The sequence below is a fragment of the Cupriavidus lacunae genome (assembly GCF_003353055.1).
In the GTDB taxonomy this organism is placed as follows: Bacteria; Pseudomonadota; Gammaproteobacteria; order Burkholderiales; family Burkholderiaceae; genus Cupriavidus; species Cupriavidus lacunae.
The window spans coordinates 1-23,787 of the sequence record NZ_QKWJ01000035.1 but is presented as its reverse complement, the minus strand read 5'-3'; the positions used below and the strand labels follow the sequence as shown (position 1 = coordinate 23,787).

The window sequence follows — 23,787 nt, the reverse complement described above, 5'->3', positions numbered from 1 at the left end:
ACGAAACCGGGTACAAAACCGGGTATGAAGCCACCGCTCGAATCTAAGGAACCAGCACTGGAACCAGATTTCGATAGAAATGTCGGTTTAACGTCTGATCCCGGCAGACACCATGAAAAAGCCCGCAACGATGCGGGCTTTTTTGCTTGGTGCGGGCGACATCACTCTCGCCTCACAACCTCTCCATCCCCTTCCCCCGCAACCCCACCAGAAGCGCCTGCCCGTCCGCCCCCACGCGGAATTCCCCATACCCGGCCTGCGCAAACCGCTCGCCCTGCCCCTCCTGGAAGAAATACGCATCGGTCGACACCTGCACCTGCATGCCGCCCCAGCGCGAGCGGGCGATCTGGTAGCGCAGCAGCTGCTCGCCTGGCGCCAGCGGCTCGGCGCCGTGCACGCGCACGAAGCTGGCCACGCCCTGTTCGTCGCGCCGGATCACGGCTACGCCGTCGCGGGGCGGCCGGTCGTCGTGCGTCTGCGTGACACGGATCCGGTTGCCGATGTCGAAGTTCAGCGCCATGTAGTCGCCCTGCATCAGCGAGCGCGGGTCGACCGGAGCAAGCTTGAGGAGAACGGTGTCGCCGCGCGCCAGCAGGCGCTCCTTGCCGGCGATGCCGGCGGCGGCCAGTGCCAGCGTCAGGGCCCAGGCGATCAGGATCCAGCGTTTCATGCGGCCTCCAGCTTGGTGCGGCCCAGCAGCCAGTAGCGGCCGGCCAGCAGCAGTACGCCGGCTGCGGCGAGCGTGGCGGACTTGGCCAGCAGGGTCCAGTGCAGCGCCGAGTAATACCAGATGAAGCCGATGGCGATGCTGGCGATGCCCAGGCCCAGCCACGGCATCGAGGCGCGCCGCAGGGCCAGCCCCAGCGCGAGCACGCCGGCCACCACGGCTGGCGCGGCCGCCATCAGCGCGCCGAAGGCCACCACGCCGGCCAGGATGGCGCCCTGCATGGCGGGGCCGAGTGCCAGGCGGCGGCATTCGGCCAGCGCAAACCCGGCCAGCACCAGCGTGGCCAGTCCGCCCGCGACCCAATGCGCCAGCGGGATGCGCGCGGCTTCCGGGCCGCCCAGCCAGGCCAGCGGATGGCTCATGCCCGTGACGACCAGCGCGACCGCCAGCGTGAACAGCAGCGTCGCGTCGGCCAGCGGTTCCAGCAGCGCGTGGCGGCCTGCCGCGCACAGGCGGGCTTCGGCCAGCGTGAAGCCCGTCACCAGCGCGCAGCCAAGCGGCACCAGCCAGCCGAGGGACCACGTCAGCAGCAGCCAGTCCTTCGGCTCGCTGCCGGCCAGGACGAGGTGCACGGCGCCTGCCAGCCCGATCCATGCGCCCAGCCCGCACAACAGCCGGTGCAGCCGGTTGGGCACGAGCAGCGCCAGCGCGGCCTCGAACAGTGCCAGTCCGGCCCAGAAGCCCGCGCTCTCGGTGACGCGCGTGAAGCCCAGCGCCTCGGCCAGCCCGAATACGGCCATGCCCTGTCCGCTCAGGCTCACGGCCAGCGCGAATTGCCCCGCGGCGATGCCGCCGCCGCGCCAGTACAGCAGCGTCGCCAGCGCGATCATGGCCAGGCCGGTCACTGCCATGGCGATGCCGTTCTCGCGCGCGGCGACGAAGACCGTGCCGACCAGGAAGAACTGGAAGAACAAGGCGCCCAGCCACCCCGCCGCGCCCATCAGGCAGCGCACAGCCCAGGGGGTATCGATATGCGCGGGCGGCTCGCCCAGTACCTCGCCGCGTGCGGCGAGTTGCTGCCAGAGCCGTTGCTCGGTGCGCAGTATGTTTGTCATGCCCGCTCCAGTTGGCTGCGCCAGGCACGCATCAGCCAGGCAGCCGCGCCGGCGGCCAGGCCGATGGTCAACAGCCCGAGCAGCAGGAAGGCGCCAAAATCGTCCTTGCCCTCGAACAGCACCTTGGCGATCGCGGCCACCGCCAGCACGATGCCAGTTAGGCAGGCCAGGCTCAGCACCACGATGTCGAAGGCGCGCTGGCGGAACCACCAGATCAGGGCGGCAAGTACCACCAGCGCGAGCGCGAAGGCGGCGCCGTCGAAATGGCTGCCCAGCAGGCTGGCCAGCCCCAGCGAGCCGGCGTGCACACAAGCCAGCGCGGCCAGCATGCGGCCGCCGGTCTGCCCGCGAAAGCCCAGTGCCGGCGCCCGGGCGCACAGCAACTCCCACAGCGCCAGTTGCAGCACGACCGCGCCCAGCAGCACCAGCGAGGCGGTGCGCATATAGCGCGCATCGAACAGCAACACGAATACGCCTTCCATGCCGAAGCGGATGCTGAAGTAGCGCAGCAGCGCCACGTTGCCGACCACGATCACCAGCCACCAGTGCGGCGCCGCGCGCGCCGCCAGCGCCCAGGGCACCGCCAGCAGCGCCCAGAGCGCGAACAGCTGCCAGGCATCGGCGCCGGTCTGGTAGGTCTGCCCGATCACGGCCAGCAGCACGCCGGCCAGCACCTGCGCGCCGCCGAGCGCGGCGCGGCCCGCGGTGTCGCCAGCCGGGCGCAGCCAGGCGAATCCGGCAAGCAGCGTCAGCGCGCCGGCCAGCAGGCCGAACTTGGAAAACTTGTGCAGATCCTGCCAGTTGAAGGCGAAGAACACGATCACGCCCGCGCACAGCAGCGCGGTGCCCAGCGCCATCAGCGCCGTATCCAGCCAGCGGCGCCAGTCGGTGGCGACCGGCTCGGTGCGGGCCCAGGGCGAGGCGACGCCGGCCGGCGCCAGGCGCCCCAGTGCGCGCCAGTGGGCCAGTGCCCGACGGATGGCCCGTCGTTCGCCTTGTTCGCCGCTTGCGGTGGATGTGCCTGGCATGTAAGTGTCCTTACGTGCTGAGATGACGGGGACTTTAGCAAAGCGATGCCGGGGCCGCACCTGTTCCGTGGGAGGGGGCGGTGCGGTCGCGCGCAAATCTATGCCCGGCCTGCGCGGGCCGGTATGCTGTGGTTTTCTCGTTCTTCGCCCGCTCCATGACTCTCGGAATCCTTGCCGCCATCCATGATGAAGTCGATGGCCTGGTGGCCGCCATGCGCCATGACGACAGCCGCGCCACCGTGCGCACCATCGGCATGCGCGACTACTACGCCGGCCACCTGTACGGGCAGCCGTGCGTGCTGGTGCTGGCGCGCATGGGCAAGGTGGCGGCGTCGGCCACCACGGTCACGCTGATCCGCGAGTTCGGGGCGAAGCAGATCGTCTTTACGGGGTTGGCCGGCGGTATCGGCATGGATACGCAGGTGGGCGACATCGTCATCGCCGACCGCACGATCCAGCATGACCTGGACGCCCGCCCGTTCTTCGGCCGCCATGAAGTGCCGCTACTGGACCGCGCCGAATTCCCGGCTGACCCGGCACTGACGGCCGAGCTGCATGCCGCCGCCGCGGACTTCCTGCGGCAGGACCTGGCCGCCGAGGTGCCGCGCGAGGTGCGCGAACGTTTTGGGGTCGCCTCGCCGGCGCTGCACCAGGGCATGATCGCCAGCGGCGACCAGTTCATCGGCTCGCCCGTCGCGGTCGCGGAGTTGCGCGAGCGCCTGCCCGGGCTGCTGGCGGTGGAGATGGAAGGCGCCGCGGTGGCGCAGGTCTGCCATGAGTACGGCGTGCCGTACGCGGTGATGCGGACCATTTCGGACCGCGCCGACGATACCGCGCATGTGGATTTTTCGGCATTTCTCACGGACGTGGCCAGCCACTATTCCAGCGGCGTGCTGCGCCGGCTGCTGGCGGCCAGGGCCTGAGCCAAGGCCCGGTGCGCACCTGACCGGGATCAAACCGCGTGCAGATTGCCGACCGGGCAGTCAGTTCTGTTTTTACCGTCCGCGCGGCCGCACCGCGCCCCAGAGCCCCACCAGCAGCGCCGCGCCGGCGATCACCGCCAGCCAGCTGCTGAGCTGCCCGTCGACAAACAGATGGAGCGCCCTGCCGCCGTAGAATGCGCCCGCCGCACCGGCCGCGCCCAGCACCAGCGCGGCCGGCAGGGTCACCACGCGCCCTGCCGGATGCAGCCGGCGCGCCGCCAGCCCCACCAGCAAACCCACGATCAAGGTGCCCAGCATCCGCTTCTCCTGTGTTGTCAGCATCACAACCGAAAAGGCTGCGGCGTAACGATACTGCAATCCGGGGCCGCTGCCACGCTCAGCGGCCCTGCGCCTGCAATTAGCGATCCCGGCGGTATAATGACATTCGGTCCGGCCACGCTCCGGGCCGTATCCGTCCCCTACAAATGCAACTGCTCGCGATCGGCATCAATCACACAACGGCACCTGTCTCGCTGCGCGAGCGGGTGGCGTTTCCGCTCGAGCAGATCAAGCCCGCGCTGGGTGCGCTGCGCTCCCACCTGTCGGGGCGCAGCGGCACCGAAGCCGCCATCCTGTCCACCTGCAACCGCACCGAGATCTACTGCGCGACCGACGTCCTGACGCCGGGCACCGATGGTTTCGAGCACACCCTGCACTGGCTGTCGCAGCACCACAACGTGCCGGCCGGCGAACTGGCCCCGCATCTGTACGCGCTGCCGCAGTCGGAAGCCGTGCGCCATGCCTTCCGCGTGGCCAGCGGCCTGGATTCGATGGTGCTGGGCGAAACCCAGATCCTGGGCCAGCTCAAGGACGCCGTGCGCACCGCCGGCGAAGCCGGCTCGCTGGGTACGTACCTGAACCAGCTGTTCCAGCGCACCTTCGCGGTGGCCAAGGAAGTGCGCGGCCAGACCGAGATCGGCGCGCATTCGGTGTCGATGGCAGCGGCCGCGGTACGGCTGGCGCAGCGGATCTTTGAAAGCGTCTCGACCCAGCGCGTGCTGTTTATCGGCGCGGGCGAGATGATCGAACTGTGCGCCACGCACTTCGCCGCGCAGCAGCCGCGCCAGATCGTGGTCGCCAACCGCACCGTGGAGCGCGGCGAAAAGCTCGCCGAGCAGCTCTCCGGCCAGGGCCTGACCGCCAACGCGATCCGCCTGACGGACCTGGGCGAGCGCCTGCATGAGTTCGACATCGTGGTGTCCTGCACCGCCAGCTCGCTGCCGATCATCGGCCTGGGCGCGGTGGAGCGCGCGGTCAAGCGCCGCAAGCACCGCCCGATCATGATGGTCGACCTGGCCGTGCCGCGCGACGTCGAGCCCGAAGTCGCGCGCCTGGACGACGTCTTCCTGTACACCGTCGACGATCTCGGCGCGATCGTGCGTGAAGGCAACGCGATGCGCCAGGCTGCGGTGGCACAGGCCGAAGCCATTATCGAAAGCCGGGTGCAGAACTTCATGCACTGGCTGGAAACCCGCAGCGTGGTGCCCGTCATCCGCGAGCTGCAGACCAGCGGTGAAGCCATCCGCCAGGCCGAGCTGGAACGCGCGCGCCGCATGCTGGCGCGCGGCGACGACCCCGAAGCCGTGCTGGAGGCCCTCTCCGGCGCGCTGACGCGCAAGTTCCTGCACGGCCCCACGCACGCGCTGAACCACACCCAGGGCGAAGACCGCGAGGCGCTGCTGCGCCTGGTGCCGGGCCTGTTCCGCCACAGCAGCCACTCCGAGCGCTAGCCGCGCTCGCCCAGCCGCCGGCGCGCCGCGCCGGGCACGCCAATCGCCGCCGTCACTGTCTTGCGCGCGCGGCCCGGCCCACCCCCATTCCTGTCCGCCCCCGATGAAAGCCAGCATGCTTGCCAAGCTCGACCAACTGGCCGAGCGACTCGATGAAGTCAACGCCCTGCTCGCGCGCGAAGACGCGACCGCGAAGATCGACCAGTACCGCAAGCTCAGCCGCGAGCATGCCGAGCTGTCGCCGGTGGCCGAGCAATACGGCCAGTACCGCCAGGCCCAGGACGACCTGGCCACCGCGCAGGCGCTGCTGGACGATGCGGAGATGAAGGACTTCGCCGCCGACGAGATCGCCAGCGCGCGCGCGCGGCTCGAAGCGCTGGAGGCCAGCCTGCAGCGCCTGCTGCTGCCCAAGGACCCCAACGACGACCGCAACCTGCTGCTGGAAATCCGCGCCGGCGCCGGCGGCGAGGAGAGCGCGCTGTTCGCCGCCGACCTGCTGCGGATGTACACGCGCTACGCCGAACGCCAGCGCTGGCAGGTCGAGGTGATGAGCGAATCGGAATCGGACCTGGGCGGCTACAAGGAAGTGATCGTGCGGATCGCCGGCGATGCGGCATTTTCGAGGCTGAAGTTCGAATCGGGCGGCCACCGGGTGCAGCGCGTGCCGGCCACCGAGGCGCAGGGCCGCATCCACACCTCGGCCTGCACGGTCGCGGTCATGCCCGAAGCCGATGAAGTGGGCGAGGTCGAGATCAACCCGGCCGACCTGCGCATCGACACCTTCCGCGCCTCGGGCGCGGGCGGCCAGCACGTCAACAAGACCGATTCCGCAGTGCGCCTGACCCACCTGCCGACCGGCATCGTGGTCGAGTGCCAGGACGACCGCAGCCAGCACCGCAACAAGGACAAGGCGATGAAGGTGCTGGCGGCCCGCATCAAGGACATGCAGACGCGCGCCGCCCAGGCCAAGGAGGCCAGCACGCGGCGCAACCTGATCGGCTCGGGCGACCGCAGCGACCGCATCCGCACCTACAACTTCCCGCAGGGGCGCGTGACCGACCACCGCATCAACCTGACCCTGTACAAGATCGACATGATCATGGACGGCGACATGGATGAACTGCTGTCGGCACTGGCCTCGGAGCACCAGGCTGACCAGTTGGCAGCCCTTGGCGATGAGGCTTGAGCGCCACTAAATGGCGTGCGTCCGGCCTTCCGGCATGAACACCGCGTAAAGTCGCCGATATCTTTGTATTTCTTGTAAATGCTTGAAACAGCACTGGTGGGGGTAAAGCCGCTGTCTATAATCGATTTCGACCGGCAAACGGAGAATGGTGCCGGGTAGTCACTCCCCGAGAACATACCTAGGACGAAATCATGAAAAAATTGCTCGCGCTGTTGATGATCACCGCGGCCATGGCCGCTTGCAGCAAGAAGGAAGAGGCCAAGCCGGCCGCCTCGAGCGCCGAGAGCGCCATGCAGAGCGCCGCTGAATCCGCCAAGGCGGCTGCCAGCGATGCCGCCGCTGCCGCCAGCAACGCCGCGGACGCCGCCAAGTCCGCCGCCAGCGGCGCTGCGGCCGACGTCTCGGCTGCCGCCGACAAGGCCAAGGAAGACGCCGGCAACGCCATGGCAAATGCCAAGCAGGCCGCCAAGCAGGCCGTCAACGCCGGCGCTGACAAGGCCAAGGACTCCGTCAATAAGTAATCGCCCCGGCGGGGGCATTGCGCCCGCCGCGGCCGATGAGCGGTACACTGGCGCCAAGCCGGAAAGCCCCGCCCCAAAGCCCCGCCAGGCCTTGCGCCGGTGGGGTTTTTTATAGCCGGCAACGGAACCGTCCCCCTGCCCTTCGATGTCTTCCCCCAATTCCGCCGCGTTGTCGGCAACGCCGACGCTGCGCGAGGCCCAGACCCTTGCCGCCATGGCCGGGCTGCCTGCGCTGGAAGTGCGCATGCTCCTGACGCATGTCACTGGCCTGAGCCGCACGCAACTGATCACGCGCGACACCGACACCCTCACCATCGCCCAGCGCGACGCCTTTGCCACGCTGCTGGCGCGGCGCCTGGCGGGCGAGCCGATGGCCTACCTGATCGGCGAGCGCGAGTTCTTCGGTCGAAAATTCCGGGTCACCCCTGATGTGCTGATCCCGCGCCCCGATACTGAGGTCGCCGCCGAAGCCTCGCTGGCGCGGCTGGCCGAGGTGCCGCAGCCACGGGTGCTGGACCTGGGCACCGGCTCGGGCATCCTGGCCGTGACGCTGGCGCGCGAGCGCCGCGACGCGCAAGTCTGGGCCACCGATATCTCGCCCGGCGCGCTGATGGTGGCGCAGGACAACGCCAGCGCGCTCGGTGCCGACCGCATCCACTTCCTGGTGTCGGACTGGTACGCGGCGCTGCCGCCGGACCTGCGCTTTCACCTGATCGTCAGCAATCCGCCCTATATCGCCGCGGGCGACCCGCACCTGGCCGAGGGCGACCTGCGTTTCGAACCGATCGACGCGCTGACCGACCATGACGACGGCCTGTCCGACCTGCGGGCCATCGTCGGCGGTGCCGGCGCGCGGCTGCTGCCTGGCGGCTGGCTGCTGATGGAACATGGCTACGACCAGGCCCAGGCCACCCGCAAGCTGCTGGAGCAGGCCGGCTTCACCGAGGTCTCCACTGCCCGCGACCTGGCCGGCCTGGAGCGCTGCACCGGCGGACGCTGGCTGGGCGCATAGCCTGGCAGCGCGGCGACGGCCCCTGAAGCCCGGCCGCGATTCCGGTAAAATCGCCATCAGATCCCCGCCGTGCGGCCCGGCCGCGCGGCATCCCATTCTCCCCAGGCGGCGCCCGCGACACGGCCTCGCCCCACTGAAAAGCAAACCATGAGCGACGTACAGCAAAAGATCGACCAGATCGTCAAGGGCAACCCGGTAGTCCTGTTCATGAAGGGCACCGCGCAATTCCCGATGTGCGGCTTCTCGGGCCGCGCCATCCAGATCCTGAAGGCCTGCGGCGTGGACGCGCCCACCACGGTCAACGTCCTGGACGACGAAGGCATCCGCCAGGGCATCAAGGAATACGCCAACTGGCCGACCATCCCGCAGCTCTACGTGAACGGCGAGTTCATCGGCGGCTCGGACATCATGATGGAGATGTACCAGAACGGCGAACTGCAGACCGTGCTGAAGGGCTGAGTTCCGCCATGTCCGTGGCTGGCGGCACACCCAGACGGCTGATCGTCGCCATCACGGGCGCCACCGGCGCCATCTACGGCGTGCGCCTGCTGCAGGTGCTGCGCGCGGCGCCTTCGGTGGAAACCCATCTGCTGATCTCGCCGGCCGGCGTGATGAACCTGCAGCACGAGCTGGACATCAGCCGTGCCGAGGTGGAGGCGCTGGCCAGCGTCGTGCACAACGTGCGCGACATCGGCGCGACCATCGCCAGCGGCTCGTTCCGCGCGCAGGCGATGGTGGTGGCCCCGTGCTCCATGCGCACGCTGGCCGCGATTGCGCACGGCCTGTCCGACAACCTGATCACGCGCGCCGCCGACGTCACCCTGAAAGAGCGGCGCAAGCTGGTGCTGATGGTGCGGGAAACGCCGCTGAACCTTGCGCACCTGCGCAACATGACGGCGGTGACGGAAATGGGCGGGATCGTTTTCCCGCCGGTGCCGGGCTTCTACCAGAAGCCGCAAAGCATTGCCGAACTGGTCGACCATACGGTCGGGCGCGTGCTCGACCTGGTGGACTTGCCGGAGATCGCCGAGACCCTCGCGCCCAGCTGGGGCGGGCTGAATACGCGGGCCGGCGACGCCGCCGGCAACTGAAATGCCGCCGGCGCGCAGCCTCTCTCTACGCGCCGGCATCCTCCTGCATCGTCCTGCCAACGGCTGTCTTTACCAGTGGCGATATCCCCGGCCGTAGTAGCCATAGCCATAGCCGCCGTAGTAGTACGGCCGCGGTGCCACCACGACCGGCGCCGGGGCCACGTACACCGGCGCAGGACCGATCGCGGGGCCGGCGGGCGTGGGATAGACGGCGCAGCCGCCCAGCAGGGTGACGGATACCGCTGCGGCAGCCAGTCCAATCGTCAGCATTTTCATGATTTGTCCTTGGGGTCCGAACGGGCATGTGCCTGCCCTGCTGACGTTATACGTGCAGAAAGCGTAATACGGCGTCAAAGGCATGTAAGGCTTGTTACCGTTCCCTACGCGACCTGTAACACACCCCGAAGGATGCCCTCAGATCTCGAACCGTATCCCCTGGGCCAGCGGCAGCGAATCGCCGTAGTTGATGGTGTTGGTGGCACGCCGCATATAGCCCTTCCACGCATCCGACCCCGACTCGCGCCCCCCGCCCGTCGCCTTCTCCCCGCCGAAGGCGCCGCCGATTTCCGCGCCGCTGGTGCCGATATTGACGTTGGCGATGCCGCAGTCGCTGCCCGCCGACGACAGGAAGCGCTCGGCCTCGCGCATCGATTCCGTGAAGATGCACGACGATAGCCCGTGCGCCGCGGCATTATTCAGCGCGATGGCCTCGTCCAGGGTGGTGTACGGCATCAGGTACAGGATCGGCGCGAAGGTCTCGGTCAGCATGGTGTCGTGCTGCGCGTCGGTCATCACCAACGCGGGCCGCACGTAGTACGCATGCGGATAGCGGTCCGCCAGCAGCCGTTCGCCGCCGGTGACGATATTGCCCTGCGCGCGGCAGGCGGCCAGCGCGTTGGCCATGGCATCGCCGGCGGCGGTGTCGATCAGCGGGCCGACCATCGTGCCGTCCGCAAGCGGATCGCCCACGGGCAGGCGGTCGAACACGGTGATCAGCCGGCTCGCCATGGTGTCCATCAGGTCGGCGTGGATAAAGCAGCGGCGCAGCGTGGTGCAGCGCTGGCCCGCCGTGCCGGCCGCGGCAAAGGTGATGGCCCGCACCGCCAGCTCGATATCGGCCGAAGGCGCGACGATGGCGGCATTGTTGCCGCCCAGCTCCAGGATGCTGCGCTTGAAGTGCCCGGCGCAGGCAATGCCGACCTCGCGGCCCATGCGGGTCGAGCCGGTGGCGCTGATCAGCCGCACGGCCGGGTGCGACACCAGATGGCCGCCCAGCATGCGCCCGCCCGGCAGCACCGCGCAGATGCCGGTATGCTGCGGCGCCGCCGCGGCCAGCACCCGCTCCAGCAGGCCATGCGCGGCCAGCGCGCACAGGGTGACTTTCTCCGACGGTTTCCAGATCACGCCGTTGCCGCACACCAGCGCCAGCGCCGCATTCCACGCCCACACCGCCACCGGGAAGTTGAAGGCCGAGATCACGCCGCACAGCCCATAGGGGTGCCAGGTCTCGCGCATGGCGTGCTGCGGGCGCTCGGAGGCAATGGTCAGCCCGTGCAGCTGGCGCGACAGCCCGACCGCGAAGTCGCAGATGTCGATCATCTCCTGCACCTCGCCCAGGCCTTCCTGCAGGATCTTGCCGGACTCGAGCGACACCAGCCGCCCCAGCGCCGGCTTGTGTTCGCGCAGCACCTCGCCGAAGCGCCGCACGATCTCGCCGCGCGCGGGCGCGGGCAGCAGCGCCCAGGTGCTCTGCGCCGCGTGGGCGCGGGCGATCGATGCGTCGGCCTGCGCCGGCGTGCAGGCCGGGACATGGCCGATGGCTTCGCCATCGACCGGCGAGCGGACCGCCACGGTACCAGCGGGCGTGCCCTCCCGCCATGGCCGTGGCAGGCCCAGCGAATCCCAGCAGGCGGCGAACTCTTGGGCTTTCATACGAGGCTCTCCTGGAGCGGATGCTGCGTGTAGTGGCGACCGAACCGGTTGGCAAGGAAGGCATCCAGCGGCATCGACTCCTGCCGCACGAAGCCGGCCTGCGGCAGCGCGCCGGTGGCCACCATGTCCAGCGCGGTGCAGATGCCCGCTGCAGTGGTCAGCTGGATCGCGTTGACATGGCCACCCTTGCCGTCCACCCCGCCGATGCGCACCGAGAACGAAGCCTGCGTCAGCGGCCCGCGCCCGCGTTCGCCCCCGGCCGGGTAGCCGGTGGCGGTGGCGAACACGATCACCACGTCCTGCTCGGTCACCGGGATGGCGCGGTCGAAGATATCGCGCAGCCAGTCGCGGCGTTCGCGCAGGCGCAGGTCGTTGAGCAGCAGCTTCATCAGCGCGCAGTGGCCGGGATAGCGGATCGACTTGTAGTCGACATGGCGCGCGCGCCCGGCCAGCGTCTCGGGCAACGTGCCGAGTCCGCCAGATGTATTAAAGGCTTCGTACTCGATGCCGTCCAGCGCAAAGCTCTCCAACCCTTCCAGCGCCGTCAGTGCCACGCGGCGGCCGTCGACAATCGCCTCGCACGGGTTGCAGTACTCGTTGATCAGTCCCTCGGTGCTCCAGGTCAGGTTGTACTTGAGCGCATTGCTGGGGTAGCGCGGCAGCGCCCCGACCCGCATCTGCAGGTCCAGCAGTTCGCCGCCGCCGCGCAGGAAACGCTGCGCCAGGTCGTGCCCGACTACGCCGATAAAGCCGGGCGCCAGCCCGCACTGCGGCATCAGCACCGAGCGCGCGCCCTGCGCCAGCTGGCGGATGGCCTGGGTCGCGGCCACGTCCTCGGTCAGGTCGAAGTAGTGCACGCCCAGGCGCGCCGCCACCGAGGCCACGCTGATGGCGGCATGGAACGGCAGCGCGTTGAGCACGGCATCGGCGCCGGCCAATAGCGCGGCGCAGGTGCCGGGCTCGGTGGGGTCGCCGGCGCGCGCCACCACACCGCGCGGCAGGCCGTCGAGACGGCGGGCGTCGTGGTCGACCAGGCTGACGCGGTAGTCGCCGCTGTCATGCAGCATCGCCGCGATGGCGCGGCCGATCTTGCCCGCGCCCAGCACCGTCACGTGCAGCGGGCGGGGTGCCGTGGGCAGGTCGCGCGGGGCCTGCCGGCCCAGGTTCGAGGCTTGCATGGTGTCTCCGTCCACAAGAAAAGGTTGTTCCCTTGACTGGAGTATGGATAGCCGGCGCGACACAATGAAGGCGCAAGAACGACGAAAACCCGCCATAATCGAACAAAACGACGAAGCATGCTGACGCAATGACCGAACTCGACACCACCGACCGGCACCTGCTGTCGCTGCTGCAGGCCAATGCCCGCGAAAGCGCCGCCAACCTCGCCCGGCACCTGGGCATCGCCCGCACCACGGTGGTGGCGCGCATCGCGCGGCTGGAGCGCACCGGGGTGATTGCCGGCTATGGTGTGCGGCTGGGACAGCGCATGGAAGACAACGTCATCCTGGCCTACTGCGGGCTGTCGGTGCAGCCCAAGGCCGCGCCCGCCATCCTGCGCGCGCTGCAGCGGCTGCCCGAGATCGAGGAGGTCAATTCCGTCAGCGGCCCGGTCGACTACCTGGTGGCGATCCGCTGCGACACGCATGACCGGCTGGACCGGCTGCTCGACGAGATCGGCATGCTCGACGGCGTCAACCACACCACCACCTCGATCGTGCTGGCGCGCAAGCTCGACCGCCGGCGCGCCGCAGGCTGACGCGGTATGCTGCCAGACCCATCAGCCTTTGCGGAGAAACAGAACATGAGCAATCCGATCCGTGTCGCCGTCGGCGGCGTGACCGGCTGGGCCGGCGGCGAACTGGCGCGCGGCGTGGCCCATGCGGCCGACATGACCCTGGTGGCCGGCCTGTCGCGCGGCGCCGCCGGTCAGACACTCGCGCAGCTGACCGGCCATGCCGACACCCCCGGCGTAGCGGCCGCCAGCATCGAGGCGCTGGGGGCAACGCCGTACGACGTCTATGTCGAATACACCAAGCCGGGCATCGCCAGGCACAACATCCTGCAGGCGCTGGCGCATGGCGCGCACGTGGTGGTGGGCACCTCGGGGCTGACCGACGAGGACTATGCCGAGATCGACGCGGCCGCGCGCAAGGCCGATCGCGGCGTGCTCGCCTGCGGCAATTTCGCCATCACGGTGGTGCTGCTGCAGAAGTTTGCCGAAATGGCCGCGCGCCACCTGGAGCACTGGGAGATCATCGACTACGCCAAGGCCGGCAAGATCGACGTGCCCTCCGGCACGGTGCGCGAACTGGCCTTCCGGCTCGGCCAGGTCAAGGCCGCCGCGCAGGCGGTGCCGGTCGACCAGGTCAACGGCCCGAAGGAAACCCGCGGCGCCACCATGTCCGGCACGCAGGTGCATGCGGTGCGGCTGCCGGGTTACCAGCTTGGCGTGGAGGTGATCTTCGGCGCCGATGGCCAGCGCCTGCACCTGAAGCACGAGGCCGGCGACGGCTCCAAGCCTTATGTCGCCGGCGCGCTGCTGGCGATCCGCAAGGTCCACACCGTGCGCGGCGTGGTGCGGGGGCTGGACAAGGTGATGGAAGGACTCTGAGGCCGCGAGCGGAGAAAGCAGGCGGCTGGCCGCCTGCTGCCGGTGTTACCAGTTGCCGGGCTTCTCAGGCTTGGCCGCAGGCTTCGGCGCCGGCTTGGCGGCGGCGGCCTTGCCGCCCTTGGCCGCGGGCGCCGAGGCCGGGTTGAGCTGCTTGTCCACCTCGGCATCCTTGTCCGCCATCAGCGTGCGCGCCTGCGGCAGCAGCATTTCGACGGTGCCGGTGTTGGGGTCTTCGGGCATCGCGTACAGCTCCACCGTCAGCGGCTTGTGCATCCAGCCGGCATGCAGGGTCTTGACGCTCTTGCCAGCCTTGTCGGGCATGTCGACCTGTTCCTGCCGGAACGGCTTGCCGTACAGCGCGCTGACGCTGTCGGCCGCGGCCTGCTGCGAGTTGGCGCCCGCGGTCGGCACCACCAGGCCGACCAGCGCGTTGCGGTCGACAAAGGCCAGCACAAAGGGGCCATCCATGAAGGCCGGGCGCTGGGCGCGCGGCACGCCCACCTGGCGCATCAGGCCATCGCCCTTCAGTTCGACACAGAATCCGGTGACGTCGCGGCCATCGGGCGTGCGCTTGTCGGCGCAGTCAGGCAAGGCCGGCAGCGGATTGCCGATTTCCAGCACGGCCAGCAGCGGCGACAGCGCGCTGTTTTCGGCCTGGGCCTTGGCCGGTGCAGGGGCCGCCGGCCCGGCGGCAGGGGCGGAGGCAGGGGCGGCAATGGCGCCGGCGGCGCCCAGCAGGCCGGCAAGCGCCAGCCCGGCAACGGGGAATTTCAAATCGGACTCCTGTTGAACGGCTCCGGGTTGGAGCCCGCCCCGGCCGGGTTGTTCCTGCGCAGCGTGCAACCCGTGACGAAAAGATCACTGTCAGCCGCGCCGGCAAGGGGCGAGCGGTAGCTTACCCCATGGCCCCGGCGGCGCAGGCACTTACGGCCCGCGCCTTGATCAGCCGGCCGGCGCCTGGCGTACCAGCGCCAGCGCCTCGCGCCGGAACGCGTGACCAACCTGGTGGTAGAACGGGTGCGGCGAGAACTGCCGCGAGATGAACGACGCCAGCAGCGACGCCGCCAGCAGGAAGACCGTCAGGTCCTGCGTGCGCGTCATCTCCATCACGATCACGCTGGCGGTGATCGGCGCCTGCGTGGCCGCGGCCAGGAACGCCGCCATCGACACCAGCGCCAGCACGCGCGGCTCGGCCATGCCGGTGACGAAGTGCGCGACGTTTTCGCCGATACCCGCGCCGATCGCCAGCGCCGGCGTGAAGATGCCGCCCGGGATGCCGGCGAAGTACGAGACCACCGTCGCCACCAGCTTGGCGATGCCGAACCACAGCGTGGCATGCGATTCGCCGTTGATCAGCGCCGCGGCCTGCTCATAGCCGGTGCCGAAGGTCGCGCCCGCGGTAGCCCAGCCGATGATGGCCACCACCAGCCCGCAGCCGAACGCCACCCACACCGGATGCCGCACCGGCCAGCCGCGCCATGGCGCGGGCAGCAGCGCCGGCACGCCACCCTTGAGCGCCTTGGCGAACAGGCCCCCCAGCACGCCGGTGACGACCGCGCACAGCAGCACCGGGCCCCAGGCGTCATGCAGCGCCAGCATCGGCACCTTGACCACGAAATACGGGTTGTTGCCCAGCACCGCCAGCGACAGGAAACCGGCGGTCAGCACGCCCGACAGCACCAGCCGGTCCCAGCGCACCGCGGTGCCCCGGCCCAGTTCTTCAATGGCGAACACCACCCCGGCCAGCGGCGTGTTGAACGCCGCCGCCAGGCCACCGGCCGCGCCCGCGGCGATCAGCGCATTGGGGTGGAAGCCGATGCGAAAGCGCAGCTTCTCCTGGCACCAGCGGCCCCAGGCCAGCATGGCCGCCGCGCCCACTTGCACCGACGGCCCCTCGCGCCCGACCGAGGCGCCGGCCAGCAGCGCCGCGGCGGTCAGTACCACCTTCCACATCGACTGGCGGAACGACACCAGCATCGTCTGCGCCGGGCCCGACGGCGGCAGCGTGACCGCCGCGATCACCTGCGGGATGCCGCTGCCGCGCGCCTGCGGCGCCAGCCGGATCGTCAGCCAGCGCAGCGCGGCCAGCCCGAACGGCAGCATCACAAAGGCCAGCCACGGCGTGGCCTGGGTCAGGTGATGGTTCCAGCGCAGCGCCACTTCGGCGATCCACGCAAATATCAGCGAGAACAGCCCGACGCAGCCCGCGCCGAACATGAACACCGCATAGCGCATGGTGGTGCGCGAGATGCGCCCGGCCTGGCGCGACTTGCGCCAGGCCGCCAGGCGCGCGTGGCGGCTGAGCTGGTTCAGCAGGCGAGGATCGGGAGGCGGCGAGCCGGCGTCGGGCCGCGCCTGGGGGTCCGGGCTCGCGCCCGGATCGGCGGAAGAAGAAACGGGAGGCTTGGGATCGTTGGGTTCGCGATCGGTCATGACAGGCGTGTGGCGTAGGTCCGGCGCGACGCGGGGCGCAGCGTCCGCCGGGATGACTTCGAACTATACGCCCATCGCCATCGCACCAAACCCTGGACTCAGTCCAGCGAGATGTTATTGGCCTTGATCACCTTGCCCCAATGCTCCCGGTCGGCCTCGACATAGCGGTCGATCTCGGCCTGCGTGCGCGGCGGCTGCACCACCAGCCCCAGCGCGCTGAAGGTGGTGCGGAATTGCGCATCCTTCTGGACGTGGGCGGCGGCGGCCTGCAGCCTGGCCACCACGTCGGGCGGCGTTTGTGCGGGCACGGCCAGGCCGAACCAGGTGGCGGCCTGGAAGTTGGGATAGCCGCTTTCGGCCACGGTCGGCACGTTGGGCAGCACTTCCAGCCGGGTACGGCCGGTGACCGCCAGGGCCTTGAGCTTGCCCGCCTTGATATGCGGCAGCGAGGTGCTGACCACATCGACCATCAGCTGTACGTCGTTGGCCAGCAGCGCCGACAGCGCCGGAGCGCTGCCGTTGTAGGGCACGTGGGTGACGCTGATGCCGAGCTCAGTCTTCAGCATTTCCGTCGCCAGTTGCAGCGCGTTGCCCAGGCCAACCGAGCCATAGTTGAGCTTGCCCCCTGCCGCCCTGGCGTAGGCCGCGAACTCGCGGATATTGCTGGCCGGCACCTTGGTGTTGGTCACCACCACCAGCGGCACCTCGGCGCCGATGCTGAAGATCCGGAAATCCTTGGGCGGATCGTAGTTGATCTTCCTGTACAGCATCGGGTTGAGCACCATGCTGCCGTTGGTGGCCAGCACCACGGTGTAGCCATCCGCCGGCGCGCGCGCCACGCTGGTGGTGCCGATCATGGTGGCCGCGCCGGGGCGGTTTTCCACCACCACGGTCTGGCCCAGCTGGCGCGACATGCCGTCGGCCAGCGCGCGGCCGAACTGGTCGGTCGAGCCGCCGGGTGTGTAGGGCACCACCAGCTTGATCGGGTGGTCGGGATAGGCGGCCTGCGGGGCCCCGCCCCACAAGGCTAGTGCGCATCCCGCGCCGGCTGCCATCGCGGCGAGCCAGGCGCGCCGTCCGGTCGGTTTGTTCTGCATCGCGTCTCCTCCTGTTGTTATCGGTCGTGATCCATGCAGGCCCGTCGGCACCCAGACGCGGCACTCAGACGCGGCGCTGGCGGCCTTCCCAGTAGCGGTCGCGCAGCCGGCGCTTGGCGAGCTTGCCGGTTTCATCGCGCGGCAGCTGCGCCTCGATCACGATGCTGCGCGGCACCTTGAAGCCCGACAGCCGCTGGCGCAGCCAGTCGATCACCTCGGCCTCGCGGATCTCCACGCCCGGCATCGGCTGCACCATGGCCAGCAGGCGCTCGCCGTATTCGTCGTCGGGGATGCCGAACACCACGCAGTCGGCCACGCCGGGGTAGCGCACCAGCTCGTGCTCGATCTCGGCCGGATAGATGTTGACGCCGCCGGAGATCACCATGTCCGAGGCGCGGTCGCAGATAAACAGGTAGCCGTCGGCATCGACATAGCCCATGTCGCCCAGCGTCACCAGCCCGTCGCGGTCGATGGCGGCGCGCGCGGCGTCATTGTTTCGGTAGCTGAAGTCGGGGTAAGCCGGCTGGCGCACGTAGACCAGGCCGATCTCGCCCGGCGCGCACTCGCGGCCGTTCTCATCGAGGATGCGCAGCTGCGCGTCATCGACCGGCCTGCCGGCGGTGCCGGGGCGCGCGGCGGCGTCGGCCGGGGTGGCCACGGTGATCATGCCGGCTTCGCTGGAGGCGTAGGTTTCATGGATCACCGGCCCCAGCCATTCCAGCATCGCGCGCTTGACGTCGGGCGAGCACGGCGAGCCGGTCGAGGCGACAAAGCGGATCGAAGACAGGTCGTACTTCGCGCGCACCTCGGGCGGCAGCTTGAGCAGGCGCACGTACATGATCGGCACCAGGTAGAGCACGTCGATGCGATGCTTCTCCACCAGCGCCAGTACCTGCTCGGCGTCAAAGCGCGGCGTGATCACCAGGCGTTCGGCCATCTGCAACGCACTCTGGATAAACGAGCCCGGCGCGCTGTGGTACAGCGGCGCCGACATCAGCGCGCGGCAGCCCGGCTCGAGGCCGTAGGCCTGCCGTATCAAGGAGCGAATGCGCGGCAGCTGCGCCTCGAGCTGGTCCAGCGGCACCGCCTCGCGCACCACGCCCTTGGGCCGGCCGGTAGTGCCGGAGGTATAGGCCATATGGCCGCGCGGCGCCACGCGCGGGCCGTCATAGGCGGACTGGCGGGCCAGCCAGCTTTCATATTCGATGGCGCCGTCGGCGGGGCCGCCCACCGACAGCACCGCCATGCCGGCCGGCATGGCTTCGCGCACCGCGGGCAGCAGGTCGGCCTGCACCAGCAGCACCTTCGCGCCGCTGTCGGTCAGCAGGAAGCGCACCTCCTCGGCGGTGAAGTGCCAGTTGATCGGGCAGTAATAGCAGCCGGCGGTGCGGCAGGCATGGACCACGTCGGCATAAGCCGGATCGTTGCGCAGCAGCACCGCGACCACGTCGCCCTCCTGCACGCCCAGCGCGCGCAGGCCGCCAGCCAGCCGGGCGCCGCGCGCCAGCAGTTCATCGCCGCCGCGGTGCATGTCTTCAAACCAGAGGTCCGTGGCCATCCGTTGTCTCCTGTTGCGATCCATTCTGTCAGCCGACCACTGTATCGACGTAACCGTGCATCGACAATCATGCACATCGGAATCACAATGTTGCACCAGACGCGACAATCCTGCAGGCAATCCCCGATGGACCTCAACCTGATCCAGGCCTTCGTCGACATCGTCGACGCGGGCAACCTGGCCGAAGCCGGGCGGCGCCGCGGCGTGACGCGCTCGCAGGTCAGCCGCCAGTTGCGCGAGCTCGAGCACCAGGCCGGCGCCCAACTGTTGCGCCGGACCACGCGCCGGCTGGAACTGACCGAGCCCGGCCACGCCCTGTACCAGCACGGCGTGCGCATCCTGCAGGAAGTGGCCTCGGCGCAGGCCGAGATCGACAGCCTGGGCCAGACCCTGCGCGGCCATGTGCGCGTGAGCGTGCCCACCGGGCTGGGCGATGCCTATATCGCGCCGCTGCTGCTGCAGTTCGCGCAGAAGCACCCCGGCATCACGCTGCGCGTGTTCTTTGCCAACCGCGTCAACGACCTGATCGCGGCCGAGATCGATGTGGCGCTGAAGGTCACCTCGGCGCCGCCGCTGGACCATGTGGCGCGTGAAATCTGCGATATCCGCTGGCAACTGTACGCATCGCCGGAGTACCTCTCATGCATCCCGCCGGTACACGTGCCAGCGGACCTGACCGGCTGCAACTTCCTGTGCCCGCCCTACCCACCGCGGCAGTTTCCGCTGTCGCTCTACCGCGACGGCCAGCGCGTGAACGTGGCGCTGACGCCCACGCTGCAGTCCGAACACTTCCTGTTCCTGGCGCGCGCCGTGCGTGAAGGGCATGGTATCGGCATGCTGCCGGTCTATATCGGCTGGGAGGAAGTGCGCGCCGGCCAGATGATGCCGGTGCTGCCGGACTGGCGCCCGGAAGGGCTCGGCAACAAGCTCTTCATCATCACCACGCCCAACCTGCATCCGTCGATGGCCACGCGGGCGCTGATCGGCTTCCTGCGCGAGGAACTGGGCAAGCTCGAGGTGTTCCGCGACGGGGTGGCGTAGCCGGCACCGCTGGCCGATGAACGAACGTTTTCGGCTGCCGGGGTCGAAAGCCAGCGGCGAACTTTCGATTTGCAAGCTATCCTTCAGAAAACTTGCATTTTGCAAGCAAGCAGACCAGACCGGCGCAGACCATGCCCCCTACCGATTTCACCTCGATGCCCTGCCCCGTCGCGCGTTCGATGGCCGTGCTGGGGGAACGCTGGGCCATCCTTGTGCTGCGCGAGGCCTTCTACGGCAGCACGCGCTTCGATGAGTTCGAGCGCAACCTCGGCATCGCTCCCAACATCCTCAGCGCGCGCCTGAAAACGCTGGTGGCGCACGGGCTGCTGGCACGCGTCACGCCCGAGGGCAGCGCTCGCCACGTCTACCAGTTAACCGACAAGGGCCGCGACTTCTTTCCGGCCTATGTGGCGCTCAAGGCCTGGGCCGACCGCTGGATGATCGATGAAAAGGGTCCGCTGACGCTGCTGCTGGACCGCCGCACCGGCACGGAGATCACTGAGCCCGCCCTGACGCGCGCCGACGGCAGCGCGATCACGCTGGACGACGTGCGCGTCTTGCCCGGCCCGGGCGCGGGCCGTTTCCTGCAGCGGCGCTTCGGTGACGCGGAAACCGTTGGCGAGCAAGGGGAGACCCGCCATGACTGACGCGCGTGCATTGCCCGCGGACGCCATGCCCGCCGACGCGGTACCGGCCACCGAGCTCGCCCGCCGCATCGGCAGGCTGGCCGGGCCGACCGCGCTGATCGCCGTGCTGCAGGCCGTGGCCCAGTTGATCGAAACCTGGCTGGCCGCACGCCAGGGCACGGCGGCGCTGGCCGGCTGGGCCGTGGTCCTGCCATTTGCGCTACTGCTGCAGCAGATGTCGGCGGGGGCCATGGGCGGCGGCGTGGTCGCGGCCATCGCCCGCGCGCTCGGCGCCAACAAGCGTGAGGAAGCGTCGTCGCTGGTCGTGCACGCGCTGTTGATCGCTGTGACCGCCGGGCTGGCCTTTGCCGTGGTGCTGGCCGGCTTTCCGCGCCCCGTGCTGGGCGCGGTGGCCGGCGCCACCGCGGCCGACGCGGCCGCCAGCTATGCGATCTGGCTGTTCGGCGCGGGGGCGGTCCCGGCCTGGCTGGCCAACACGCTCGCGTCGGTGTTGCGCGGCGGTGGCCGCCATGCACTGGCCGCGCGCGTACTGGCGCTGATGTGGATCGCTTTCCCGGTGCTGTCGTGGCTGCTGGCCGAGCCCGCCGGCATGGGCCTGGCCGGTATCGGCGTCGCGCTGGCGGCGGTGTCGTGGGCCGCCGCGCTGGCGATGGCAATCGTGGTGGCACGCGGCGGCGCGGGCTTCGTGCCGATGCTGCGGGTGCGGCCGTCGTGGGCGCTGTTCGCGCGCATCCTGTCGGTCGGGCTGGTGGCGTGCGCGCTGGCCTCGGTGGCCAACCTGACCACCATCCTGGTTACCGCGCAACTGCGCCACCATGGCACGGCGGCGGTGGCCGCCTATGGCATCTCGGCGCGACTGGAATTCCTGATGATCCCGCTGGCCTTCGGCGTGGGCTCGGCCCTGACCGCGCTGGTCGGCGGCGCCGTGGGCGCGGGCGACTGGCACACCGCACGGCGCACCGCATGGGTGGGCGCGTTCCTGGCACTGGTCATCGCCGGCAGCGCAGGCGCCGCGGTGGGCATGGCGCCGGTGCGCTTTGCCAGCCTGTTCACCCAAGACGCCGAAGTCATCGCCATCGCCGCACGTGCGCTGTCATGGGTGGGGCCGGCGTTCGGCGGCTTCGGGCTGGGGATGGCGCTGTACTTCGCCTCGATGGGCGCTGGCCGCATGCGCTGGCCGGCGGCCGCGGGCCTGTGCCGGATTGCGCTGGCCGTGGGTGGCGGCTGGCTGCTGGCCAATGTGTTCGGGATGGGCCTGGACGGACATTTCCTGGGCGTGGCGCTGGGGATCACGGCCTATGGCGTGGTCACGGCGCTGGGCGTGCGGCAAGGGGAATGGTCGGCACGGTAGTGGCAATGCGGCTGGCAAGCGCCAGCCGCCCCGCTATCGCCTCAACACCTTCGCATCCCCCTGCATCCCTGCCTCTCTTACATCCTGCGGCACCGCCGGCCAGCCGCCGCCAAGCGACTTGTATAGCGCCGCGGCGCCGGTCAGCACGTCCACCTGCCCCTGTACCGCCGCCAGTTGCGCGTCAAACAGTTTCTCCTGCGCGGTGGTCACTTCCAGGTAGCTGGAATAACCCCCTTCGTAGCGCGCGCCGGACTGGTCGGCATAGACCACCAGGCTCTTCTCCTGCTGGCGCAGGCTGACCAGCCGGTTGCGGGTCTCGATGCTGTTGGCGAGCGCACTGTTGACGTCGGCCAGCGCCGCCAGCACCGTGCCCTGGTAGGCCAGCATGGCCTGCTGGCGCTGGGCCGACGCGGTCTGCACCTGGCCGCGGATGGCGCCGCCCTGGAAGATCGGCTGGGTCAGCCCGGCGCCGACGCTCCACACCTGCGAGGCGCTGTGCCACAGCGCGCCAGGCGTGCTGGCGATGGCGCCGAACAGCCCGCTCAGGTTCACCGCCGGCAGGTACAGCGCCTGCGCGGCGCCCAGCTGCGCATTGGCGGCGATGGCGGACTGCTCGGCCTGCAGCACGTCCGGGCGCCGCGACAGCAGCGCGGCCGGCAAGTCCGCGCCCGCCGGCGGCGGCAGCAGTTCATGCACCGTCTTGCCGCGCTCGATCGGGCCGGGCTCGCGCCCCAGCAGCACCGACAGCGCGTTCTCGGTCTGGGCGATGGCTGTGCGCAGCGGCGGGATCGCGGCCTCGGTCGAGAAGTAGTCGTTTTCCGCCTGCGACAGCTCCACCTGCGAGATCACCCCGCCCTCGTAGCGCTGGCGGAAGATATCCAGCCCCTTGGCGCGCGACGCCAGTGTCTGCTGTGCGATCTCCAGCTGCGCATCCAGCCCGCGCAGCGTCGCATAGCCCTGCACCACCGATGCCGCCAGCGACAGCACCACGCCGCGGCGCACGTACTCGGCATTCCACACACCGGCTTCGGCGGCCTCGGCCTGGCGCCGGATGCGGCCCCACAGGTCCAGCTCCCAGNCGGGCCGTCGAGCGATGCGAATGGCGTGCCGTTGAAGGTGCCCGCGCGCTGCCGTGTCGCCAATGCCGACAGGTTCACCTGCGGAAAGAAGCCGGCCCGCGCGACCATCAACTGCCCGCGGAATGCATCGATGCGGGCCGCGGCAATGCGCACGTCGTAGTTGTTGCGCAGCGCTGCTTCCACCAGCGCATTGAGCACCGGGTCGCTGAAGCTGTCCCACCAGGCGCTGTCGGCGGCCACCGCCAGCACGCCGGTGCCGATGCGGTACTGCGCCGGGTCGGGGGTCTCGGGCCGCTGGTAGTTGGGGCCGATGGCACAGCCGCCCAGCAGCGCGGCCAGGCAGGCGCCGGCAATGCCGCGGCGCGCGCTCATGACGGTTCTCCTGTCGGGGGCGTGGGCGGCGTGGTCGGTGTCGTCGGCATGGCACCCGCCTTGGCCTTGGGCTTGCGCTCCGACATGACTTCCAGCCCCCAGAAGAACATCGGAATGAAGAACAGCGCGATGACCGTGGCGCCCAGCATCCCGCCGATGACACCGGTGCCCAGCGACTGGCGGCTCGCCGCCGAGGCTCCGCTGGCGATGGCCAGCGGCACGCAGCCCAGGATAAAGGCGAGCGAGGTCATGATGATGGGCCGCAGACGCAGCTTGGCCGCGTACAGCGCTGCGTCGTAGGCGCTCAGGCCTTCCTTGTGCCGCACCTCCACC

Annotated in this window: 25 protein-coding genes and 1 pseudogene; 12 read left to right on the top strand and 14 right to left on the bottom strand. The window is 69.7% G+C overall.

Annotated features, from left to right (window positions below; genetic code table 11):
- Positions 1-172: 172 nt before the first annotated feature.
- From DN412_RS24170 to DN412_RS24160, 3 genes are read right to left on the bottom strand one after another with little or no spacing between them, the layout of a single operon-like run.
- Entirely contained in the window at positions 173-670 is a 498-nt protein-coding gene (locus tag DN412_RS24170) for a GDYXXLXY domain-containing protein (RefSeq protein ID WP_115213896.1), read from the bottom strand.
- Positions 667-1,782: a DUF4401 domain-containing protein gene (locus DN412_RS24165; RefSeq protein ID WP_115213895.1), complete on the bottom strand. Its 1,116-nt coding sequence runs from the start codon at positions 1,780-1,782 to the stop codon at positions 667-669. Before DN412_RS24165 ends, DN412_RS24170 begins: the two co-directional genes overlap by 4 nt.
- A complete protein-coding gene (locus tag DN412_RS24160) occupies positions 1,779-2,810 on the bottom strand; it encodes a DUF2157 domain-containing protein (protein WP_115213894.1) in 1,032 nt (343 codons plus the stop codon). Before DN412_RS24160 ends, DN412_RS24165 begins: the two co-directional genes overlap by 4 nt.
- Positions 2,811-2,965: 155 nt before the next feature.
- On the opposite strand from DN412_RS24160, the gene DN412_RS24155 reads away from it, so the two are divergent.
- Positions 2,966-3,733: a 5'-methylthioadenosine/adenosylhomocysteine nucleosidase gene (locus DN412_RS24155; RefSeq protein ID WP_115213935.1), complete on the top strand. Its 768-nt coding sequence runs from the start codon at positions 2,966-2,968 to the stop codon at positions 3,731-3,733.
- A 72-nt stretch (positions 3,734-3,805) separates the two neighbouring features.
- Here DN412_RS24155 and DN412_RS24150 read toward each other — a convergent pair whose 3' ends face one another.
- Positions 3,806-4,051 (bottom strand): hypothetical protein, encoded by a 246-nt coding sequence (locus DN412_RS24150; protein ID WP_115213893.1) that lies wholly within the window; start codon positions 4,049-4,051, stop codon positions 3,806-3,808.
- Between the two features lie 167 nt (positions 4,052-4,218).
- Between DN412_RS24150 and hemA the strand changes: the two genes are divergently transcribed.
- From hemA to DN412_RS24120, 6 genes are all read left to right on the top strand, one after another.
- The gene (gene hemA / locus DN412_RS24145) at positions 4,219-5,523 is read left to right on the top strand and encodes a glutamyl-tRNA reductase (RefSeq protein ID WP_078198035.1); all 1,305 of its coding nucleotides are present in this window, start codon (positions 4,219-4,221) and stop codon (positions 5,521-5,523) included.
- Between the two features lie 103 nt (positions 5,524-5,626).
- Positions 5,627-6,709 (top strand): peptide chain release factor 1, encoded by a 1,083-nt coding sequence (gene prfA, locus DN412_RS24140; protein ID WP_115213892.1) that lies wholly within the window; start codon positions 5,627-5,629, stop codon positions 6,707-6,709.
- Positions 6,710-6,900: 191 nt separating this feature from the next.
- Positions 6,901-7,230, top strand: coding sequence for a hypothetical protein (locus tag DN412_RS24135; protein ID WP_115213891.1), 330 nt, complete (start codon positions 6,901-6,903; stop codon positions 7,228-7,230).
- A gap of 145 nt (positions 7,231-7,375) precedes the next feature.
- Positions 7,376-8,242 (top strand): peptide chain release factor N(5)-glutamine methyltransferase, encoded by an 867-nt coding sequence (gene prmC / locus DN412_RS24130; RefSeq protein WP_115213890.1) that lies wholly within the window; start codon positions 7,376-7,378, stop codon positions 8,240-8,242.
- Positions 8,243-8,389: 147 nt separating this feature from the next.
- The gene (gene grxD, locus DN412_RS24125; protein WP_078198039.1) at positions 8,390-8,701 is read left to right on the top strand and encodes a Grx4 family monothiol glutaredoxin; all 312 of its coding nucleotides are present in this window, start codon (positions 8,390-8,392) and stop codon (positions 8,699-8,701) included.
- Between the two features lie 8 nt (positions 8,702-8,709).
- Positions 8,710-9,333: a UbiX family flavin prenyltransferase gene (locus DN412_RS24120; RefSeq protein ID WP_115213889.1), complete on the top strand. Its 624-nt coding sequence runs from the start codon at positions 8,710-8,712 to the stop codon at positions 9,331-9,333.
- Between the two features lie 69 nt (positions 9,334-9,402).
- On the opposite strand, the gene DN412_RS24115 is transcribed toward DN412_RS24120, so the two are convergent.
- From DN412_RS24115 to DN412_RS24105, 3 genes are all read right to left on the bottom strand, one after another.
- Positions 9,403-9,603: a hypothetical protein gene (locus tag DN412_RS24115; RefSeq protein ID WP_115213934.1), complete on the bottom strand. Its 201-nt coding sequence runs from the start codon at positions 9,601-9,603 to the stop codon at positions 9,403-9,405.
- 144 nt (positions 9,604-9,747) lie between these two features.
- The gene (amaB, locus tag DN412_RS24110; protein ID WP_115213888.1) at positions 9,748-11,265 is read right to left on the bottom strand and encodes an L-piperidine-6-carboxylate dehydrogenase; all 1,518 of its coding nucleotides are present in this window, start codon (positions 11,263-11,265) and stop codon (positions 9,748-9,750) included.
- A complete protein-coding gene (locus DN412_RS24105) occupies positions 11,262-12,443 on the bottom strand; it encodes a saccharopine dehydrogenase family protein (RefSeq protein WP_115213887.1) in 1,182 nt (393 codons plus the stop codon). Before DN412_RS24105 ends, amaB begins: the two co-directional genes overlap by 4 nt.
- A gap of 128 nt (positions 12,444-12,571) precedes the next feature.
- Here DN412_RS24105 and DN412_RS24100 point away from each other — a divergent pair, with 128 nt between their 5' ends.
- Positions 12,572-13,021, top strand: a complete 450-nt coding sequence (locus DN412_RS24100) for an Lrp/AsnC family transcriptional regulator (RefSeq protein WP_115213886.1) — start codon at positions 12,572-12,574, stop codon at positions 13,019-13,021.
- Positions 13,022-13,066: 45 nt separating this feature from the next.
- Positions 13,067-13,876 (top strand): 4-hydroxy-tetrahydrodipicolinate reductase, encoded by an 810-nt coding sequence (dapB, locus tag DN412_RS24095; protein ID WP_115213885.1) that lies wholly within the window; start codon positions 13,067-13,069, stop codon positions 13,874-13,876.
- A gap of 45 nt (positions 13,877-13,921) precedes the next feature.
- On the opposite strand, the gene DN412_RS24090 is transcribed toward dapB, so the two are convergent.
- From DN412_RS24090 to DN412_RS24075, 4 genes are all read right to left on the bottom strand, one after another.
- On the bottom strand, positions 13,922-14,650 hold the full coding sequence (locus tag DN412_RS24090) for a hypothetical protein (RefSeq protein WP_115213884.1): 729 nt from the start codon (positions 14,648-14,650) through the stop codon (positions 13,922-13,924).
- A 168-nt stretch (positions 14,651-14,818) separates the two neighbouring features.
- Positions 14,819-16,309: a chloride channel protein gene (locus tag DN412_RS24085; RefSeq protein ID WP_115213883.1), complete on the bottom strand. Its 1,491-nt coding sequence runs from the start codon at positions 16,307-16,309 to the stop codon at positions 14,819-14,821.
- Between the two features lie 98 nt (positions 16,310-16,407).
- The gene (locus DN412_RS24080; protein WP_115213882.1) at positions 16,408-17,406 is read right to left on the bottom strand and encodes a Bug family tripartite tricarboxylate transporter substrate binding protein; all 999 of its coding nucleotides are present in this window, start codon (positions 17,404-17,406) and stop codon (positions 16,408-16,410) included.
- Positions 17,407-17,470: 64 nt separating this feature from the next.
- Complete coding sequence (locus DN412_RS24075; RefSeq protein ID WP_115213881.1) at positions 17,471-18,964, bottom strand: acyl-CoA synthetase; 1,494 nt, start codon at positions 18,962-18,964, stop codon at positions 17,471-17,473.
- Between the two features lie 126 nt (positions 18,965-19,090).
- Here DN412_RS24075 and DN412_RS24070 point away from each other — a divergent pair, with 126 nt between their 5' ends.
- The 3 genes from DN412_RS24070 to DN412_RS24060 all read left to right on the top strand — a co-directional run bounded on the left by DN412_RS24070 (position 19,091) and on the right by DN412_RS24060 (position 22,003).
- Positions 19,091-20,005, top strand: a complete 915-nt coding sequence (locus tag DN412_RS24070; RefSeq protein WP_115213880.1) for a LysR family transcriptional regulator — start codon at positions 19,091-19,093, stop codon at positions 20,003-20,005.
- A 131-nt stretch (positions 20,006-20,136) separates the two neighbouring features.
- Positions 20,137-20,652 carry a winged helix-turn-helix transcriptional regulator gene (locus DN412_RS24065; protein ID WP_115213933.1) on the top strand — a complete coding sequence of 172 codons (516 nt, stop codon included), beginning with the start codon at positions 20,137-20,139 and terminating at the stop codon, positions 20,650-20,652.
- Positions 20,645-22,003 carry an MATE family efflux transporter gene (locus DN412_RS24060; protein ID WP_115213879.1) on the top strand — a complete coding sequence of 453 codons (1,359 nt, stop codon included), beginning with the start codon at positions 20,645-20,647 and terminating at the stop codon, positions 22,001-22,003. Before DN412_RS24065 ends, DN412_RS24060 begins: the two co-directional genes overlap by 8 nt.
- Before the next feature lie 33 nt (positions 22,004-22,036).
- Here the strand turns inward: DN412_RS24060 and DN412_RS24055 are convergent, their stop codons facing one another.
- The 3 genes and pseudogenes from DN412_RS24055 to DN412_RS24050 all read right to left on the bottom strand — a co-directional run.
- Entirely contained in the window at positions 22,037-23,023 is a 987-nt protein-coding gene (locus DN412_RS24055; RefSeq protein WP_279635233.1) for a TolC family protein, read from the bottom strand.
- 158 nt (positions 23,024-23,181) lie between these two features.
- A pseudogene (locus DN412_RS45915) lies at positions 23,182-23,454 on the bottom strand (efflux transporter outer membrane subunit); the annotation flags it as partial.
- Positions 23,451-23,787: efflux RND transporter permease subunit (locus DN412_RS24050; protein ID WP_208647649.1), on the bottom strand; the 337-nt coding region annotated here is incomplete at its 5' end. The gene DN412_RS24050 and the pseudogene DN412_RS45915, both read right to left, overlap by 4 nt.

Bases quoted from the DNA above. Each gene is read 5' to 3' on its own strand.
- DN412_RS24170 (WP_115213896.1), bottom strand. From the start codon at position 670: ATGAAACGCTGGATCCTGATCGCCTGGGCCCTGACGCTGGCACTGGCC.
- DN412_RS24165 (WP_115213895.1), bottom strand. From the start codon at position 1,782: ATGACAAACATACTGCGCACCGAGCAACGGCTCTGGCAGCAACTCGCC.
- DN412_RS24160 (WP_115213894.1), bottom strand. From the start codon at position 2,810: ATGCCAGGCACATCCACCGCAAGCGGCGAACAAGGCGAACGACGGGCC.
- DN412_RS24155 (WP_115213935.1), top strand. From the start codon at position 2,966: ATGACTCTCGGAATCCTTGCCGCCATCCATGATGAAGTCGATGGCCTG.
- DN412_RS24150 (WP_115213893.1), bottom strand. From the start codon at position 4,051: ATGCTGGGCACCTTGATCGTGGGTTTGCTGGTGGGGCTGGCGGCGCGC.
- hemA (WP_078198035.1), top strand. From the start codon at position 4,219: ATGCAACTGCTCGCGATCGGCATCAATCACACAACGGCACCTGTCTCG.
- prfA (WP_115213892.1), top strand. From the start codon at position 5,627: ATGAAAGCCAGCATGCTTGCCAAGCTCGACCAACTGGCCGAGCGACTC.
- DN412_RS24135 (WP_115213891.1), top strand. From the start codon at position 6,901: ATGAAAAAATTGCTCGCGCTGTTGATGATCACCGCGGCCATGGCCGCT.
- prmC (WP_115213890.1), top strand. From the start codon at position 7,376: ATGTCTTCCCCCAATTCCGCCGCGTTGTCGGCAACGCCGACGCTGCGC.
- grxD (WP_078198039.1), top strand. From the start codon at position 8,390: ATGAGCGACGTACAGCAAAAGATCGACCAGATCGTCAAGGGCAACCCG.
- DN412_RS24120 (WP_115213889.1), top strand. From the start codon at position 8,710: ATGTCCGTGGCTGGCGGCACACCCAGACGGCTGATCGTCGCCATCACG.
- DN412_RS24115 (WP_115213934.1), bottom strand. From the start codon at position 9,603: ATGCTGACGATTGGACTGGCTGCCGCAGCGGTATCCGTCACCCTGCTG.
- amaB (WP_115213888.1), bottom strand. From the start codon at position 11,265: ATGAAAGCCCAAGAGTTCGCCGCCTGCTGGGATTCGCTGGGCCTGCCA.
- DN412_RS24105 (WP_115213887.1), bottom strand. From the start codon at position 12,443: ATGCAAGCCTCGAACCTGGGCCGGCAGGCCCCGCGCGACCTGCCCACG.
- DN412_RS24100 (WP_115213886.1), top strand. From the start codon at position 12,572: ATGACCGAACTCGACACCACCGACCGGCACCTGCTGTCGCTGCTGCAG.
- dapB (WP_115213885.1), top strand. From the start codon at position 13,067: ATGAGCAATCCGATCCGTGTCGCCGTCGGCGGCGTGACCGGCTGGGCC.
- DN412_RS24085 (WP_115213883.1), bottom strand. From the start codon at position 16,309: ATGACCGATCGCGAACCCAACGATCCCAAGCCTCCCGTTTCTTCTTCC.
- DN412_RS24080 (WP_115213882.1), bottom strand. From the start codon at position 17,406: ATGCAGAACAAACCGACCGGACGGCGCGCCTGGCTCGCCGCGATGGCA.
- DN412_RS24075 (WP_115213881.1), bottom strand. From the start codon at position 18,964: ATGGCCACGGACCTCTGGTTTGAAGACATGCACCGCGGCGGCGATGAA.
- DN412_RS24070 (WP_115213880.1), top strand. From the start codon at position 19,091: ATGGACCTCAACCTGATCCAGGCCTTCGTCGACATCGTCGACGCGGGC.
- DN412_RS24065 (WP_115213933.1), top strand. From the start codon at position 20,137: ATGCCCCCTACCGATTTCACCTCGATGCCCTGCCCCGTCGCGCGTTCG.
- DN412_RS24060 (WP_115213879.1), top strand. From the start codon at position 20,645: ATGACTGACGCGCGTGCATTGCCCGCGGACGCCATGCCCGCCGACGCG.